This window comes from Ursidibacter sp. B-7004-1 (assembly GCF_053654055.1).
Map to the genome: position 1 here is coordinate 1 of NZ_JBSIUP010000036.1, position 15,750 is coordinate 15,750.

At 36.2% G+C, this 15,750-nt stretch carries 14 protein-coding genes; 10 read left to right on the forward strand and 4 right to left on the reverse strand.

Going from position 1 to position 15,750, the window contains the following annotated elements:
- Positions 1 to 775, forward strand: a 775-nt coding sequence (locus ACWIW0_RS10175; RefSeq protein WP_454453219.1) for a phosphodiester glycosidase family protein, incomplete at its 5' end; no start/stop codon positions are given.
- Between the two features lie 108 nt (positions 776 to 883).
- Positions 884 to 1,594 carry a pirin family protein gene (locus ACWIW0_RS10180; protein WP_454453220.1) on the forward strand — a complete coding sequence of 237 codons (711 nt, stop codon included), beginning with the start codon at positions 884 to 886 and terminating at the stop codon, positions 1,592 to 1,594.
- Positions 1,595 to 1,798: 204 nt separating this feature from the next.
- Here ACWIW0_RS10180 and sodA read toward each other — a convergent pair whose 3' ends face one another.
- The 3 genes from sodA to ACWIW0_RS10195 form a co-directional block, all read right to left on the reverse strand.
- Positions 1,799 to 2,440, reverse strand: coding sequence for a superoxide dismutase [Mn] (gene sodA / locus ACWIW0_RS10185; protein ID WP_157394657.1), 642 nt, complete (start codon positions 2,438 to 2,440; stop codon positions 1,799 to 1,801).
- 185 nt (positions 2,441 to 2,625) lie between these two features.
- Positions 2,626 to 3,363 carry a hypothetical protein gene (locus ACWIW0_RS10190; protein WP_454453221.1) on the reverse strand — a complete coding sequence of 246 codons (738 nt, stop codon included), beginning with the start codon at positions 3,361 to 3,363 and terminating at the stop codon, positions 2,626 to 2,628.
- 646 nt (positions 3,364 to 4,009) lie between these two features.
- Positions 4,010 to 5,023, reverse strand: a complete 1,014-nt coding sequence (locus ACWIW0_RS10195) for a transferrin-binding protein-like solute binding protein (protein WP_454453222.1) — start codon at positions 5,021 to 5,023, stop codon at positions 4,010 to 4,012.
- Between the two features lie 216 nt (positions 5,024 to 5,239).
- Here ACWIW0_RS10195 and ACWIW0_RS10200 point away from each other — a divergent pair, with 216 nt between their 5' ends.
- The 3 genes from ACWIW0_RS10200 to thrB all read left to right on the forward strand — a co-directional run bounded on the left by ACWIW0_RS10200 (position 5,240) and on the right by thrB (position 9,283).
- Complete coding sequence (locus ACWIW0_RS10200) at positions 5,240 to 5,623, forward strand: helix-turn-helix domain-containing protein (protein ID WP_454444723.1); 384 nt, start codon at positions 5,240 to 5,242, stop codon at positions 5,621 to 5,623.
- 256 nt (positions 5,624 to 5,879) lie between these two features.
- A complete protein-coding gene (gene thrA / locus ACWIW0_RS10205) occupies positions 5,880 to 8,336 on the forward strand; it encodes a bifunctional aspartate kinase/homoserine dehydrogenase I (protein ID WP_454453223.1) in 2,457 nt (818 codons plus the stop codon).
- On the forward strand, positions 8,336 to 9,283 hold the full coding sequence (thrB, locus tag ACWIW0_RS10210; protein ID WP_454453224.1) for a homoserine kinase: 948 nt from the start codon (positions 8,336 to 8,338) through the stop codon (positions 9,281 to 9,283). Before thrA ends, thrB begins: the two co-directional genes overlap by 1 nt.
- A gap of 74 nt (positions 9,284 to 9,357) precedes the next feature.
- Here the strand turns inward: thrB and leuA are convergent, their stop codons facing one another.
- Complete coding sequence (leuA, locus tag ACWIW0_RS10215; RefSeq protein WP_454447382.1) at positions 9,358 to 10,902, reverse strand: 2-isopropylmalate synthase; 1,545 nt, start codon at positions 10,900 to 10,902, stop codon at positions 9,358 to 9,360.
- A 508-nt stretch (positions 10,903 to 11,410) separates the two neighbouring features.
- Between leuA and ACWIW0_RS10220 the strand changes: the two genes are divergently transcribed.
- The 5 genes from ACWIW0_RS10220 to ACWIW0_RS10240 all read left to right on the forward strand — a co-directional run bounded on the left by ACWIW0_RS10220 (position 11,411) and on the right by ACWIW0_RS10240 (position 15,697).
- The gene (locus tag ACWIW0_RS10220; RefSeq protein ID WP_454453225.1) at positions 11,411 to 12,229 is read left to right on the forward strand and encodes a Cof-type HAD-IIB family hydrolase; all 819 of its coding nucleotides are present in this window, start codon (positions 11,411 to 11,413) and stop codon (positions 12,227 to 12,229) included.
- Between the two features lie 327 nt (positions 12,230 to 12,556).
- Positions 12,557 to 14,065 carry a sodium-dependent transporter gene (locus tag ACWIW0_RS10225; protein WP_454453228.1) on the forward strand — a complete coding sequence of 503 codons (1,509 nt, stop codon included), beginning with the start codon at positions 12,557 to 12,559 and terminating at the stop codon, positions 14,063 to 14,065.
- Positions 14,065 to 14,157, forward strand: coding sequence for a methionine/alanine import family NSS transporter small subunit (locus ACWIW0_RS10230; RefSeq protein ID WP_157394665.1), 93 nt, complete (start codon positions 14,065 to 14,067; stop codon positions 14,155 to 14,157). The genes ACWIW0_RS10225 and ACWIW0_RS10230 overlap by 1 nt, the downstream gene beginning before the upstream one ends.
- Before the next feature lie 131 nt (positions 14,158 to 14,288).
- A complete protein-coding gene (locus ACWIW0_RS10235; RefSeq protein ID WP_454453226.1) occupies positions 14,289 to 14,759 on the forward strand; it encodes a hypothetical protein in 471 nt (156 codons plus the stop codon).
- An 80-nt stretch (positions 14,760 to 14,839) separates the two neighbouring features.
- Positions 14,840 to 15,697 carry a phosphoribosylaminoimidazolesuccinocarboxamide synthase gene (locus ACWIW0_RS10240; RefSeq protein ID WP_454453227.1) on the forward strand — a complete coding sequence of 286 codons (858 nt, stop codon included), beginning with the start codon at positions 14,840 to 14,842 and terminating at the stop codon, positions 15,695 to 15,697.
- Positions 15,698 to 15,750 lie beyond the last annotated feature (53 nt).

Sequence of the window (15,750 nt, forward strand, 5' to 3'; positions counted from 1 at the left end):
CACTTATATTATGCCAATGAAATCTCTTTTTTTGTTTTTTATTTTCCTGCTGATTTCTACTGTTCAAGCAAGTTCATCTTGTATTGAAAATCGTAGTGAAAACGGCGTTATTCACATCAGCAAGATTGATCTGAATTGTCCCAATCTTGAACTGATTACGACATTGCCAAAAGATCAAGGCTTAACTGTTTCTGAGTTTGCTGAGAAATACCAAACGAATATTGCAATTAACGGAAGCTTTTTCCGTAAAGATCTTTCACCACTTGGTTTAAATATCTCTCAATTTAAAAAATGGCAAAAAAGCAATGATACCTTGGCTCGCTCTTTTTTGGCTTGTACCGTCAATAATCACTGTCGTATTGATCCAATAAATCGTATTACTTCTGCCAAGCCTAACTGGAAGTTAGCCCTCGCAGGTTGGCATTATTACAGTCAAAAATCAGGTAAGTTTGAGTGTTCCACTCGTGACAAAATTGGTTGTTCGCAAGATATTTTTACAGGTAAGCACCCTAGAACAATGATTGGATTAGATGACAAACATAACTGGCTCTATTTAGTGGTTGTTGAAGGGCGACAGCTTACCTATCGTGGAATGACAATGAATGAATTAGCACAATTAGCTACTCGATTAGAGCTAACTTACGCATTAAATTTAGATGGTGGGGGTAGCTCGACAATGGTGATTGAAAATAAACGTATCTCAGCCTTACCCTTGTTACAAGGAGCAGAGCGAAAAGTAGCTAATCATTTTGGGGTAAAATTACAGCCAAAATAATTATATTATTTCTATATAGGAAATAGTTTATTGCTTTTTACTACCTTTATTTGTCAAAAATGAAATTATAGAATAGTCCCTAAATTGATACAAAATGAAGGACTTACAATGAAATATATTTATCACTCAGCGGATTCTCGTGGCAATGCTGATCACGGTTGGCTAAAAAGCCGTCATACGTTTAGTTTTGCAAATTATTACGATCCTGAACGCTTAGGTTTTGGGGCATTGCGTGTTATTAACGATGATTTTGTTGAAGGCGGTATGGGATTTGGCACTCACCCCCATAATAATATGGAAATTATCTCAATTCCTTTATCTGGCGATTTGGCTCACAAAGATAGTATGGGCAATGGTAGTATTATTCGTAATGGCGATATTCAAGTAATGTCCGCAGGTACTGGGATTACTCATAGCGAAATGAATGCAAATCGTGATCAAGCGGTTAAATTTTTACAAATTTGGGTAATTCCGAATAAACGCAATGTTGAACCTCGTTATCAACAAATTGCCATTGCTGACCAAGCTAAACCGAATGATTTCCAACAAATTCTTTCGCCAAATCCTGATGACGAGGGTGTTTGGATTCACCAAGATGCTTGGTTCTCATTAGCAAAATTTGAGCTTAACCACAGTAAAAGTTATCAATTACATAAAGAAAATAACGGTGTTTATGTATTTGTGATTAAAGGAAAAGCAAAAATTGGAGACAAAGAACTCAATGAACGAGATGGCTTAGCAGTATGGGACACTCAATCTTTTGATGTAACGGCATTAGCAGACAATGCAGAAATTCTGCTGATGGAAGTGCCTGTGTAATGTAGAAAATCAGACTTGATCTAGCAATTCACTCTAAAAGTAAGAGTTTCCCCATTTAGAATGGGTATCAAAATTCAATCTAAACTAAAAGGAAACGCTTATGTGGTTAATAAGAGAATAGTTAGAATTAAAAACTGCTCCTAAATAACTGGCTTTATCCAATTATTTAGGAGCAGGTAGATAAAAGTAATTTAGCTTTTTATCTTATTTTGCACAGCCACAAGTTTTTACTTTGTCTTCAAAACGGCGTGCAGCTTCGTCCCAGTTTACAACGTTCCAGAATGCTTTAATGAAATCTGGACGGCGGTTTTGATAGTTTAAGTAGTAAGCGTGTTCCCAAACATCTAAGCCTAAAATTGGATAGCCAGAAACGCCTGCAACCTCTTTACCCATTAAAGGTGAATCTTGGTTAGCTGTTGAAACAACGGCTAATTTACCATCTTCTAATACTAACCACGCCCAACCAGAGCCAAAACGTGTTGTTGCTGCTTTTTCAAATTCTGCTTGGAAGTTTTCAACTGAACCAAAATCACGCACGATAGCATCTTTTAACGCACCAGTTAAAGTTGTCCCTGTTTTTAAACCTTTCCAGAATAAAGTGTGATTAACGTGCCCACCAACGTTGTTACGCACTGCAACACGCTTTTCAGCTGGCACTTGAGATAAATCTTGGATTAACGAACCAGGGCATTGTGCTAATAACTCAGGGTGAGCTTCTAATGCCGCATTTGCATTGTTGATATATGCTTGGTGATGCTTAGAATGGTGAATTTCCATTGTTTTTGCATCAAAGTGTGGCTCTAACGCATCATAAGCGTAGCCTAATTCAGGTAATGTGTATGTCATTTTTAAATCCCTCAAAAATAATGTGTAAAATTTGAGTTAAAACTCATCGCTTATGCTATCAAAAAATGGACGCTGAATACATCATTTTTTGATCTAAAGCAAAAATGAACCAACAAATCACACTAAAAGCGTAGGGGCAGAGTTCTAAGCCTGTGTTTGTATGAGAAAGAATAATTTAATCTTCCTTATTTCTCTCTTTGTTTAAGAATATAGAATAGAGATAAAATAGTACTTATTAGTAATATAACAATTATTTCCATATACAAAGAACCATCAATCAATGATTCTGATATATATGTAATCATTGGTATGATACTTAATGCAACCATTGTCACCATTGGTTTTACTTTTTGCATTCCTTTTTGTAGAAAATACATAGGTAATACCACGCCTAAAAATACAAGAGCAATCGTAAATGGTAAATCTATCTTATTGAAGTCAAAATCATAATATCCAAATATTAAAAAAGCAGAAGTTATCCAAGTAAGATGAAATCTATGTGCAAGGATAATATAAGGTGATATATCTGAAAGATCGTAACTTTTTATAGAAATCAATGCTGCTCCTAAAGCGGCTAAAATAGATAAAACACACCCTATTAAGGTTTTGTAAGACAATTCAGGACTTTGTATGAATAATGCTATAATTCCCAATAAAAGAATTAATAAAGGAAATAATAAGTTAATTGAGATTTTATTATTTTCCAAATTAGTACGGAAAGATAGTAATGCAACACATAAAGGACCTGCAGCAGCTTCTAATAAAGCAGATATGGATGCAGGAATAAAAGATATGGATAAATAGAACCCTAAAAATGCAATAGCAGTATATATGTTTAAAGCAAATAGTTTATTTCCTATCCCTCTAGCTAGAACAAGACCTTTTCTTTTATAAATAAAAAAGTAGAGAATTGAGCAGGTCATAAAGGATAATGTAACAAAAAATAAAATTGACTCTGTATTTAAGTTTTTTGTTAAATATCCATAAGATATTGCTTGAAATAATACTGATATGATAATGAAGAATATATACATAGTCTATTTAACCTTATTGGTAAGAAGATATATTTAATGCTATAAGTCTTTTGATTTAATTTTGCAAACTTATCAGTATAGAAACTAAATGAACAGAATAAAATGAAATATAAAATAACCTTTTTGCATAAAGATAAAAAAGGTTATCCATACTAAATAAGATGCTACCGTATAATTCTCAGATTAATACAATATATTCTATTTAAATAACAGGGTGAGATCGCATTTTCTATCAATTTATGATCTGATAGTGATTTATATCTAATATCAATACAGGTTGTAAAATAAACATTTTCTATTTTTACTAGAATTTATCCTTGAACTTGGCACGATTACACTAGAAAAAGCAGGGTATGAAAGGAAAACTCACTGCAACTAGTTGGTCTGATGAATTTAGAGATGAGTTATTGTTTAGTGTATAGATTGGAAAATGGGCAACATATTCGGTTGCCTTGAAAATGAACGGAATAAAAAATAGCCCATAGAATAAAACCCTATGAGCTATTTCATAAATGCTTATACTAAAAGTAGATTACTATTTTGTAACTTCTTTGGCTCCAAATCCACCAATATAGCTATGATTATTTCCTTTTAAATCAAAGGTACCACCGATTTCGGAAGCATCATTACCATAAAAAGATCCTTTGAAGGTGCCTGAGGATCCGTCAGCGGCCCGAACCTCCCCATTAAACGCACTGGATTTTTCGTTCAATGTTGATGTACCTGATAGGTTGTAACTAGCATAATCTACTACTTCACTACCATCATAACCTTTGGTCATATTTGTGTTAAAAGTAAGTTGTTTAGTATCAAAGTTTACTTTCAGAGTTGTATCTGCTACGAGCTCACCACTACCCACAACATCATCAGCACTAGAATCACCCATTGCGATACCTCGATAAGTTATCTCTCCTTGTTTTGTTGGTAACGATTTCGTTGTCTCGCCTACGCTAACAAAACCATACTGAGAGCCATCTTCGCTATAATAGCGACCAAAGGATTGATATTTCCAGCCATTTAGCTCGTTATCTCTTAGATAAATTCCCACATTACCTTTTTTAAAGTGTTTCACTCCACCATGTCCTTTATTAATTGCATCTGAGTTGGATTTTAAGATATTCATTCCTGTATCTCGATTATCAGATGGGAGATTTTTACTACTAAAAGTCTCCGTAGGAGCTGCTAAATCTAACTTTTTACCTGAAACTAATAGCATCTTAACACCTTGTTCATACTGTGTCACAGTAGCATTTCCTGAATCAGGTAGTTTTTGAACAGTTACACTAATCAATGTTTCTTGTGGTGTTGGTGAAGAGTTATTGTTTCCTGTTGCTTGATTTGTTCCAGTAGCCCCTGAATTTCCCATTGTTGATAAGCTTGAAGAACTATTGTTTCCTGTTGCAGGAGCTGTTTCAGAATCTCCTGAATTCCCTGTTGTTGGTGAGTTTGAAGAGCTATTTTTATCTGTTGTGGTTGTTCCTGTCGCTACAGTAGTTCCTGCTGTAGATGTACCTGAATTGCCACTGTCATTAGATATACACGCTGTCATAAGACCACATAGAATAGCTATTGAACTATACTGAAATGTTTTTAACATAGAAGATCCTTTACGTTTGTTACAAGATAATTTCAAAAAAGGTTACAAACTGCTACTATAGTAACCCTAGTGTTTAATACTAGGGTACGCTAGATAAAATAACCAACAACAAACAGTGTGGCTAATCCACTCAATTTGGGTATGGAAATAAATAAAAAGGGGTGAGGTGTGAGCGTTAATGAAAAAATTCGTATGGTGCGAGAAATGAACCAATGGTCTCAAGAAGAAATGGCGGAAAAAATGAATATGTCCACCAATGGTTATGCCAAAATTGAGAGGGGGGAGACTAAGTTAAATCTCCATAAATTAGAGCAGATTGCTCATATTTTTAATATTGATGTATTGGACTTAATGAATTCAGAAGGAAAGGGCGGTTTCTTTTTAATGAATGAGAATTGTAATAATACAAACTACTGTGGAAATAATGAAAATCTAACCGCTGAAATTGATAAACTCAAACTGATCATTTCTCATAAAGATGAAATTGTGGCACAGAAAAATGCGGAAATTTTGGCGTTAAAAGAGATCATTGAATTATTAAAACAAAAATAGCGATTTTTTGTAAAAATATATTGACAAAGCAATCGTTTTCGCCCATTCTTCTAGCCGTTTTCACTCTGAGTTAGAGAGATTAAGATGAACCGTTTAACAACTATTACCACAACGATTATTACCATTATGTGCCAACATAGTGCGGGTGTTCGTGGTTAGAAAACGGAAGGAATAAAACGAGAGAACCCGCTAAATAAGCGGGTTTTTTTATATCTTTTTTTGCAAACATTTAACTTTTATTCAATCAGGAGAAACTATGCGAGTTCTAAAATTTGGAGGCACTTCTTTAGCCAATGCTGAACGCTTTATGCAAGCTGCCGATATTATCGAAAAAGCCCATTTAAGCGACCAAGCAGCCGGTGTTCTTTCCGCTCCAGCCAAAATCACTAACCATCTCGTAGCCATCGTTGATAAAGCCCAAGCAGGCGAATCCTACCAATCCCACCTTACTGAAGCTAATGAAATTTTTGATAACATTATCAATGGTTTATATGCAGCTAATAATAAATTTGATCGTGAAGGATTGGCTCAATTTATTCAAGCAGAGTTAGCGGATATTTGCCGTATTGCAGATGAAGCAGCTAAGAATAAATTCTGCCCAGATAACGTGAGTGCAACGGTGCATAGTCGTGGGGAAAAATTGTCGATTGCGATGATGAAAGGCTGGTTTGAAGCAAAAGGTTATGAAGTTACTCGCATTGATCCTGTGGAAAAATTATTAGCAAATGGCAGTTATTTAGAATCTTCAGTGGATATTGCAGAATCAACTAAGCGTGTTGATGCTGGCTCAATTCCGAAGAAAAATGTGGTGTTAATGGCTGGTTTTACTGCAGGGAATGATAAAGGGGAGCTAGTTTTACTCGGTCGTAATGGCTCTGATTATTCTGCAGCTTGTTTAGCAGCTTGTTTAAAAGCGGATATTTGTGAAATTTGGACGGACGTTGATGGGGTTTATACTTGTGATCCACGTTTAGTACCTGATGCAATCTGTTTAGAATCAATGAGTTATCAAGAAGCGATGGAGCTTTCTTACTTTGGTGCAAAAGTTATTCACCCTCGCACGATTGGTCCATTAGTGCCATTACAAATTCCTTGTTTAATTAAAAATACAGGTAACCCTGATGGTAAAGGTACTATCATTGATGGCAATGTGGCAAATGATGGCTTAAAAGTAAAAGGTATTACGAATTTAGATAATGTCGCAATGTTTAATGTGTCGGGTTCTGGTATGCAAGGGATGGTGGGAATGGCGGCTCGTGTCTTCTCAACAATGTCAGAAGCGGGTATTTCCGTCATTTTAATTACACAATCTTCTTCAGAATATAGCATTAGTTTCTGTGTGCCTGTTAAATCTGCAGAAAAAGCCCTTTCAGCATTAAACCAAACCTTTGCTCAAGAGTTAAAAGAAGGGTTATTAGATCCTGTTGAGGTGATTAAAGATCTTTCAGTTGTTTCTGTGGTGGGCGATGGTATGCGTACGGCGAAAGGTATTGCCGCTCGTTTCTTCTCTGCATTGGCACAAGCGAATATCAGTATTGTTGCGATTGCACAAGGTTCTTCAGAACGTTCAATTTCGGCGGTTGTTCCGTTAAATAAAGCGATTGAAGCAGTTAAAGCAACTCATCAAGCACTTTTTAATAATAAGAAAGTGGTTGATATTTTCCTCGTTGGTGTTGGCGGTGTTGGCGGAGAGCTAATCGAACAGGTAAAGCAACAAAAGGAGTATTTAGCAAAGAAGGATATTGAAATTCGCGTATGTGCATTAGCCAACTCGAATAAAATGTTACTGAATGAAAATGGCTTAAATTTAGATAACTGGAAAAGTGATTTAGAGTCTGCAACTCAACCATCAGATTTTGATGTGTTACTTTCATTTATCAAATTGCACCACGTTGTAAACCCTGTATTTGTTGATTGTACTACGGCTCAATCGGTAGCTAATTTATATGCTCGTGCTTTAAAAGAAGGTTTCCACGTTGTTACACCAAACAAAAAAGCCAACACTTCAAGCTATGCTTACTATCAAGAAATGCGTGAAAATGCACGCCAAAGCCAGCATAAATTCTTATATGAAACGAATGTTGGTGCAGGCTTACCTGTTATTGAGAACCTACAAAACTTACTTGCAGCAGGTGATGAAGTAGAGAAGTTTGAAGGAATTCTTTCAGGTTCACTTTCATTTATTTTCGGTAAATTGGAAGAAGGTTTAACGCTTTCACAAGCGACATTGATTGCGAAAGAGAAAGGTTTTACAGAGCCTGATCCGCGTGATGATCTTTCTGGTCAAGATGTGGCTCGTAAATTACTTATTTTGGCTCGTGAAACGGGCTTATCATTAGAACTTGATGATATTGAAGTGGAAGGCGTATTACCACAAGGCTTTGCAGAAGGGAAAACCACCGCAGAATTTTTAGCAGAATTACCAAATTTAGATGCTGAATTTGCAAAACGTGTTGAGAAAGCAACCGCTTTTGGCAATGTTTTACGCTATGTGGGTGTCATTGAAAACGGTAAATGCAAAGTCGCTATCAAAGAAGTGGACGAAAATGATCCGCTTTACAAAGTGAAAAATGGTGAAAATGCCCTTGCATTCTACACACGCTATTACAACCCAATTCCGCTCTTGTTACGAGGTTATGGGGCAGGGAATAGTGTAACAGCAGCAGGGATTTTTGCGGATATTCTGCGTACATTACACGGGGGAGCAAACTAATGGCATTGCGTATTTATGCACCCGCTTCAAGTGCAAATTTAAGTGTTGGTTTTGACTCTTTAGGTACAGCAATTTCACCGATTGATGGCTCATTATTGGGCGATGTGGTGCAAATTGAAGAATCGGATCAGCCATTTGAATTAGAAAGTGTTGGCTATTTTGTGCGTAAACTGCCAAAAGAGCCACAAAAAAACATCGTGTATCAAGCCTATGTCCTGTTTAGTGAACGCTTAAAATTACGTGGTGGCGAAGTGAAAAAACTTCGCTTAACCTTAGAAAAAAATATGCCGATTGGTTCTGGTTTAGGCTCAAGTGCTTGCTCAATCGTGGCAGCTCTAGTTGCATTAAACCAATTCCACGCCGAGCCTTTTTCTAAAATGGAATTATTGGAAATGATGGGAGAACTTGAAGGGCGTATTTCAGGTTCTATTCACTATGATAATGTTGCTCCTTGTTACTTAGGCGGTTTGCAGTTAATGACCCAATCACTAGGTAATATTTGTCAGCCATTACCTTTCTTTGATGAGTGGTATTGGGTGTTAGCTTACCCGGGAATTGAAGTCTCTACCGCTGAAGCAAGAGCAATTTTGCCGAAAAGTTATACTCGCCAAGATGTGATTTCACAAGCTCGTTACTTGGGGAGTTTTGTTCACGCTTGCCATTCTAGACAAGCACAGCTTGCGGCATTGATGATGAAAGATTTAGTGGCAGAACCGTATCGTGAGGCTTTATTACCAAACTTCCCAGAAGTTCGTCAAGGTTGTAAAGACTTAGGTGCGTTAGCCGTTGGAATCTCAGGCTCAGGTCCAACAATGTTTGCCATTGCCCCTGATCTTGCTCACGCTCAAAAACTATATAGTTACCTTGAAAGTAACTACCTACAAAATAATGAAGGATTTATTCATATTTGTAAGGTGGATAATCAAGGGGCGAGAGCAATAGGCTAGTCTGGTTAGGTATGCTAAGCGGTGAGTTTTTGTAAAAGTTTTACCAAAACTCACCACTTAATTATTAAATAAAATTATTTTTTATTTTTAAGATCCGCCACTTTTTGTGAACGATATATTGCATTGATTGCGTGAACTAATGCTCTTGCAGACGACTCCACGATATCGGTTGCTAAACCAACACCGTGGAATCGGCGTCCTTGATGCTCTACTACAATATCAACTTGTCCTAATGCTTCCGCTCCTTCACCTTTTGCAGTTAAATGGTAGTTGAGCATTTTGATCTCCATTCCTGTTATTTTTAGAATCGCATTGAATGTTGCATCAACAGGGCCATTTCCTCCTTGTGATACTTCGCTTAAACGCTGTCCATCTAATTCAACTTGTACAAAAGCAGAAGCAGGTAAACCACTGATAAGCTGTGAGGTAATAACATCTAATTTCAAGCGATCTTCATCACCTTGTTGCATATCAATAAAGGCAAGGGCTTCTAAGTCGTAATCAAAAACTTGTCCTTTTTTATCAGCAAGTTTTAAGAAGGCTTCGTATAATTTATCTAAATCATAGTCGCTCTCTTTGTACCCCATTTCTTCCATATGGTTTTTAACAGCGGCACGTCCAGAACGAGCGGTAAGATTGAGTTTTTCTTTTTTCAAACCGATGGTTTCTGGCGACATAATTTCATAGGTATTTTTGTTCTTCACCATTCCATCTTGATGGATACCAGATGAGTGAGCGAAAGCATTTGAGCCGACAATCGCTTTATTTGGTTGAATTGGCATATTGCAAAGCTGGCTAACCATTTGGCTTACACGATGGATTTCTTGTGTATTGATACGAGTGTCTAAACCGTTAAACATATCTTGGCGGGTTTTAATTGCCATTACTACTTCTTCTAATGCAGTATTACCTGCACGTTCACCAATACCGTTAATAGTACATTCAATTTGTCTTGCTCCGTTTTGTACGGCAGTAAGTGAGTTAGCGGTTGCCATTCCTAAGTCATTATGACAGTGAACGGAAATCACAGCCTTATCAATATTTGGAACACGATTCATTACGTTCGCAATAATATCGCCATACTGGTAAGGTAAGCAGTAGCCAACGGTATCAGGAATATTAACCGTAGTTGCCCCTGCATTAATGGCAGCTTCAACTACTCGACAAATGTTATCTACACCAGTACGCCCAGCATCTTCACAAGAAAATTCAACATCATCAGTATAGCGTCTTGCTCGTTTAACCGCATTAACAGCCATTTCTAAAACATCATCAAAACTACGGCGAAGTTTCGCTTCAACGTGTAATGCAGAGGTTGCAATAAAGGTATGAATACGGAAGGCTTCAGCCACTTTTAAGGCTTCGGCTGCTACGTCAATATCTTTATCCACTGCTCGTGATAATGCACATACTCGGCTATTTTTAATATGACGAGCAATAGTTTGCACCGATTCAAAATCACCCGATGATGAAACAGGGAAACCAACTTCCATCACATCTACCCCTAAACGTTCTAAAGCAAGGGCGATTTGTAGTTTTTCTTTTACAGTTAAACTTGCTTTTAATGATTGTTCGCCATCGCGTAAAGTGGTATCAAATATAATAATATTGTTGCTCATCGGATAATCCTCTCTTTGAATTACATTTTTTACAGATAAAAAAACCCGCATTTTAACGTGCGGGCTAAGTGTGGATAGTGAACTTTTTCTCCTACCAAATCTTATCCTCGCGCAGAATGCGTGAGAAGTAGAGTCAGGTTAAGAGAATGAAGTTTCATCATTGTGTGTTTTATGTTTGCATTAGTTATTCGGAAATTGAACGTTATATTAACTTGATATGGAGTGAAGTCAATAGCATTTTATGCTTTAAGCAAACGATTATCTGTGGAATAATTGTGCTTGGTTTGGGTTTTAATTTTATTTATGTTTTGTTTTGTGGTTTTTTATACTATGACAATCCGCTTTTACCAAAATAAAAAAGGAGTTTTGGAGTAAAACTTAATCTTTAATATAAATTGATTGATTTGCTGTTTTTTGTACAGTTTACCTATTTTAGAGATTTTCTTTTGATGTTAAAGCATAAATTTGTTAGCCTTTTGCTAATTATTTCTTGAGTTAAGGATCTTCTATGTATAAACCTTTTCGTGCAATTATTTCTGATTTAGATGGAACATTACTCAATCGAGATCATAAAATTGGGCAATTTACGATTGAAACACTGGAAAAGCTGGCTAAGCAGGGAATAGATATTTATCTAGCAACGGGGCGTAATTATCCTGACGTTAAGCAAATTATTAGTAAAGTAAACATACAAGATGCAATGCTTGTTACCTCTAACGGAGCAAGAGCAAACAATTTAGCTGGAGAACAACTAGTTAGTAACTATTTACCTGAAATCTTAGCCTTTGAAATAATGACACAGACACCTTTTGATAAGCAAATGGTATGTTTAAATAGCTATCAAGGTGATGAGTGGTTTATCAACGTGGATGTTGAACAGCTACGACAATACCATCAAGATTCTGGGTTTATGTATCAGGTTGTTGATTTTAGTCGTCATCACGCAAAGCAGACAGAAAAGATTTTCTTTATTGGTCGAAATCCAGAGTGCTTACTTCCTGTTGAGCAGCATATTCAGCAAACCTACGGTGAGTTAGTTCAAATGACTTATTCTACCCCACAATGCTTGGAAATTATGGCAAAAGGTGTATGCAAAGCCAATACGTTGAAAGATCTCGTAAAATTAAGAGGATATACACTCTCTGATTGTATCTCTTTTGGCGATGGAATGAACGATGTTGAAATGCTTACTTTTGCAGGGAAAGGTTGTGTAATGGGAAATGCTGACCCACGTTTAAAACAATGTTTACCCAATAATGAGGTGATTGGTAACAATAAAGATGAAGCAGTTGCAAGCTATATTCGAGCTATTTTTGGGTTACGTTAATAGTTAAAGTATGGTTATATACGGAATTTATATTCTAAAAGTTAGAAATAAATGTAGGATATATCTGTAAAAAATTTAAAATTATTGTACTACTATTATAATTATAAATCAGTGTAATTCTCTCATATTTATTATATGTTGGATAATTACACTGATTATTTTTTTATTTACAGTTTTTTTGACTTTGAATTTTGCTCTCAGTCCTTATTCCATTTTATTTTTAACTATTTACTTTAATCAAATTATTCGGCATATTGCACATCATTGCGAATATTTCGCAATTACCATTAAATTTTATATTTTCTTGAGGGCTTTATTGTGTCTGATATTCAATCATCTAATGCATCAAGCAGAGAAACGTTCTCTGGACGTGGTGCATTTATTTTGGCAGCTATTGGCTCTGCTGTTGGTTTAGGTAATATTTGGCGTTTCCCATATGTTACTTATGATAACGGTGGTGGTGCATTTATTATTCCTTACCTTATTGCACTATTAACAGCAGGTATTCCATTATTATTCTTAGACTATGCACTAGGGCATAAATATCGTGGTTCTGCACCACTTGCTTTTCGCCGTTTTAATAAGAGTTTTGAAACTTTCGGCTGGTGGCAAGTTTTAATCAATGTCATTATCGGTATTTACTATGCTGTGATTCTTGGTTGGGCTGCGTGCTATACCTACTACTCTTTAAATAGTGCTTGGGGAGCAGATCCTGCGAGTTTCTTCTTTAAAGAGTACTTACAAATGGCAGAGGGTGTTTCTGTTGGTTTTGATTTTGTTGGTACTGTGGCAGGGCCACTTGTTGCAGTATGGATTGCTGTTTTAGCTATCTTAGCCTTAGGCGTACAAAAAGGAATTGGTAAATCATCAGCCCTATTTATGCCACTATTAACCATTATGTTTGTGGTATTAGTGATTACAGCTCTTTTCTTACCTGGGGCAGAGAAAGGTTTAGATGCTTTATTCACACCAAACTGGGAAAAACTAAAAGAGCCTAGCGTGTGGATTGCAGCTTATGGTCAAATTTTCTTTTCTCTTTCAATCTGCTTTGGGATTATGATCACTTACGCTTCTTACTTAAAGCGAAAAACAGATTTAACAGGATCTGGTTTAGTTGTTGGTTTTGCAAATAGTAGCTTTGAGTTATTAGCGGGTATTGGGGTATTTGCGGCACTTGGCTTTATGGCTGCAGCAGGTGGCAAAGAAGTGAGTGAAGTTGCCACCTCTGGTATTGGTTTAGCCTTTATTGCTTTCCCTGCAATTATTGACCAAGCTCCATTTGGTTCCGCAATCGGTGTGCTATTCTTCGGTTCGTTACTCTTTGCAGGTATTACTTCTTTAGTTTCTGTGTTAGAGGTAATTATCGCTGCGGTACAAGATAAATTACAACTTGGGCGTGTGAAATCGACGTTAGTTGTAGGTATTCCAATGGCAATTATTTCTATCGCATTATTTGGTACTACAACAGGCTTACCTGTATTAGATGTTTTAGATAAATTTGTAAATAGCTTTGGGATTGTTGCTGTTGCATTCTTCTCTATTCTAGCGATTGCCTTTAGCAAGAAATTATCTATTCTATCAGAGCATATCAATCAAACTTCATCATATAAACTAGGTGTCGCTTGGCGTATTGTAGTTGGTGTTGTAACACCAATCGTATTAGGTTATATGTTATTTAGTGAAGTATATAAAGTAATTACGGAAGGATATGAAGGTTATCCAACTTGGTTTGTAAATACATTTGGTTGGGGAATGGCGATTGGTTTAATTGTGATTGCTTTCGTTCTTTCTCGTCTTGAATGGAAAAATGAAACAAAATTTGAGGAGCATAACTAATGAGTGGTAGTGCAATTATTATGATGTCAGCAGCCCTAATTATTATTTGGGGCGGGTTATTCATCTCGGTCGCTCGTTTACCTAAAGAATAATTGGTAAAATTTTGAGTAAAAATAACCGCTTGTAGTTTTTTCTATAAGCGGTTATTTTGTAATTCTTGTCTAAATAAGAGAAAAAAAGCTAGAATGACAAATCTGTTTCATTCTAAACATAAGGAAATAATATGAAATTCATCAAATATCTATTCATTATCTCGTTTTCTATCTTTACCTGCTATTCTGTACAAGCAAACACAAATAGTACTAAACAAACTCAACAACAATCTCCAGCATTAAAACGTTTTTCTAATTCAATTTCGTTGAGATTTATAGGTATTGATTTAAAAGAAGATAAGAAATCAACAGTAAGTTTTAATTATATACTAGAGAACAAGTCAAAAAGAACCATCAATCAGGTGCAGTGGGCAACAACTTATTTTTATAACGATAAACCTATTTTGGTACAAAATGTACCTGTATCAATTAAAGGAGGATTAAAGCCTAAAAAAGGAGTTCCTCTAGAATTTTCTCTTCCATTCAAAGAACTACCTAAAGAAGCACAAGATGCATTATCTATTCAAGGGGCTAGAATTACAGCACAGTTCCAAGCAAAAAAAATTGTTTTTTCTAATGGTTCAAAAATTGAAGTTAAATAATATTGCCACCTAAAAATAGCAAACGTTTGCGTAAATTGATATAATTCGACAGTTTTCTATTTATCTTACAGGATTCTCCTATGCAAATTAGTCTTAAAAAAATCTACTCAGGAAAAGTACGTGATCTCTATGAAATTGATGATAAACGTATGTTAATGGTAGCAACGGACCGCTTGTCTGCGTTTGACGTTATTTTAGATGATCCCATTCCACGTAAAGGCGAAATTCTAACCCAAATTTCAAATTTCTGGTTTAATAAACTTTCACACATTATGCCAAATCATTTTACGGGTGATTCTGTTTTTGATGTTCTGCCAAAAGAAGAAGCGGAAGCAATTCAACATCGTGCAGTAGTATGTAAGCGTTTAACACCTGTAAAAATTGAATCAATCGTGCGTGGCTATTTAACTGGAAGTGGCTTAAAAGACTACAAACAAACAGGTACTATTTGTGGATTGGCTCTACCTGAAGGGCTAGTTGAAGCAAGTAAATTACCACAACCGATTTTTACGCCATCGAGCAAAGCAGAAGTTGGCGACCACGATATCAATATCAGCTATGAAGAGTGTGAACGCCAAATTGGTACAGAGTTAGCCGAGCAAGTAAAAAAAGCAGCTTTAGCTCTATACACTGAAGCCGCAGAATATGCTTTAACGAAAGGTATCATTATTTGCGATACCAAATTTGAATTTGGCTTAGATGAAAATGGGACTTTAACGTTAATGGACGAAGTGTTAACGCCAGATTCTAGCCGTTTTTGGTCTGTGGATACTTATCAAGAAGGTACAAACCCACCATCATTTGACAAACAATTTGTGCGTGATTGGCTAGAGAATAGTGGTTGGAATAAACAAGCACCCGCTCCAAAAGTGCCTACTGATGTGATTGAAAAGACAGTAGCAAAATACCAAGAAGCGTTGGATTTATTGACAGAGTAATCGTTATTGATATTCTCGGTATAATGGACAAAAATGTGGGAAAAAAGCGGTAT

Coding starts and splice junctions, on each gene's coding strand:
- leuA (WP_454447382.1), bottom strand. CDS start 10,902: ATGAGCAACAATATTATTATATTTGATACCACTTTACGCGATGGCGAA.
- ACWIW0_RS10220 (WP_454453225.1), top strand. CDS start 11,411: ATGTATAAACCTTTTCGTGCAATTATTTCTGATTTAGATGGAACATTA.
- ACWIW0_RS10240 (WP_454453227.1), top strand. CDS start 14,840: ATGCAAATTAGTCTTAAAAAAATCTACTCAGGAAAAGTACGTGATCTC.
- sodA (WP_157394657.1), bottom strand. CDS start 2,440: ATGACATACACATTACCTGAATTAGGCTACGCTTATGATGCGTTAGAG.
- ACWIW0_RS10195 (WP_454453222.1), bottom strand. CDS start 5,023: ATGACAGCGTGTATATCTAATGACAGTGGCAATTCAGGTACATCTACA.
- ACWIW0_RS10230 (WP_157394665.1), top strand. CDS start 14,065: ATGAGTGGTAGTGCAATTATTATGATGTCAGCAGCCCTAATTATTATT.
- ACWIW0_RS10180 (WP_454453220.1), top strand. CDS start 884: ATGAAATATATTTATCACTCAGCGGATTCTCGTGGCAATGCTGATCAC.
- ACWIW0_RS10235 (WP_454453226.1), top strand. CDS start 14,289: ATGAAATTCATCAAATATCTATTCATTATCTCGTTTTCTATCTTTACC.
- thrA (WP_454453223.1), top strand. CDS start 5,880: ATGCGAGTTCTAAAATTTGGAGGCACTTCTTTAGCCAATGCTGAACGC.
- ACWIW0_RS10190 (WP_454453221.1), bottom strand. CDS start 3,363: ATGACCTGCTCAATTCTCTACTTTTTTATTTATAAAAGAAAAGGTCTT.
- thrB (WP_454453224.1), top strand. CDS start 8,336: ATGGCATTGCGTATTTATGCACCCGCTTCAAGTGCAAATTTAAGTGTT.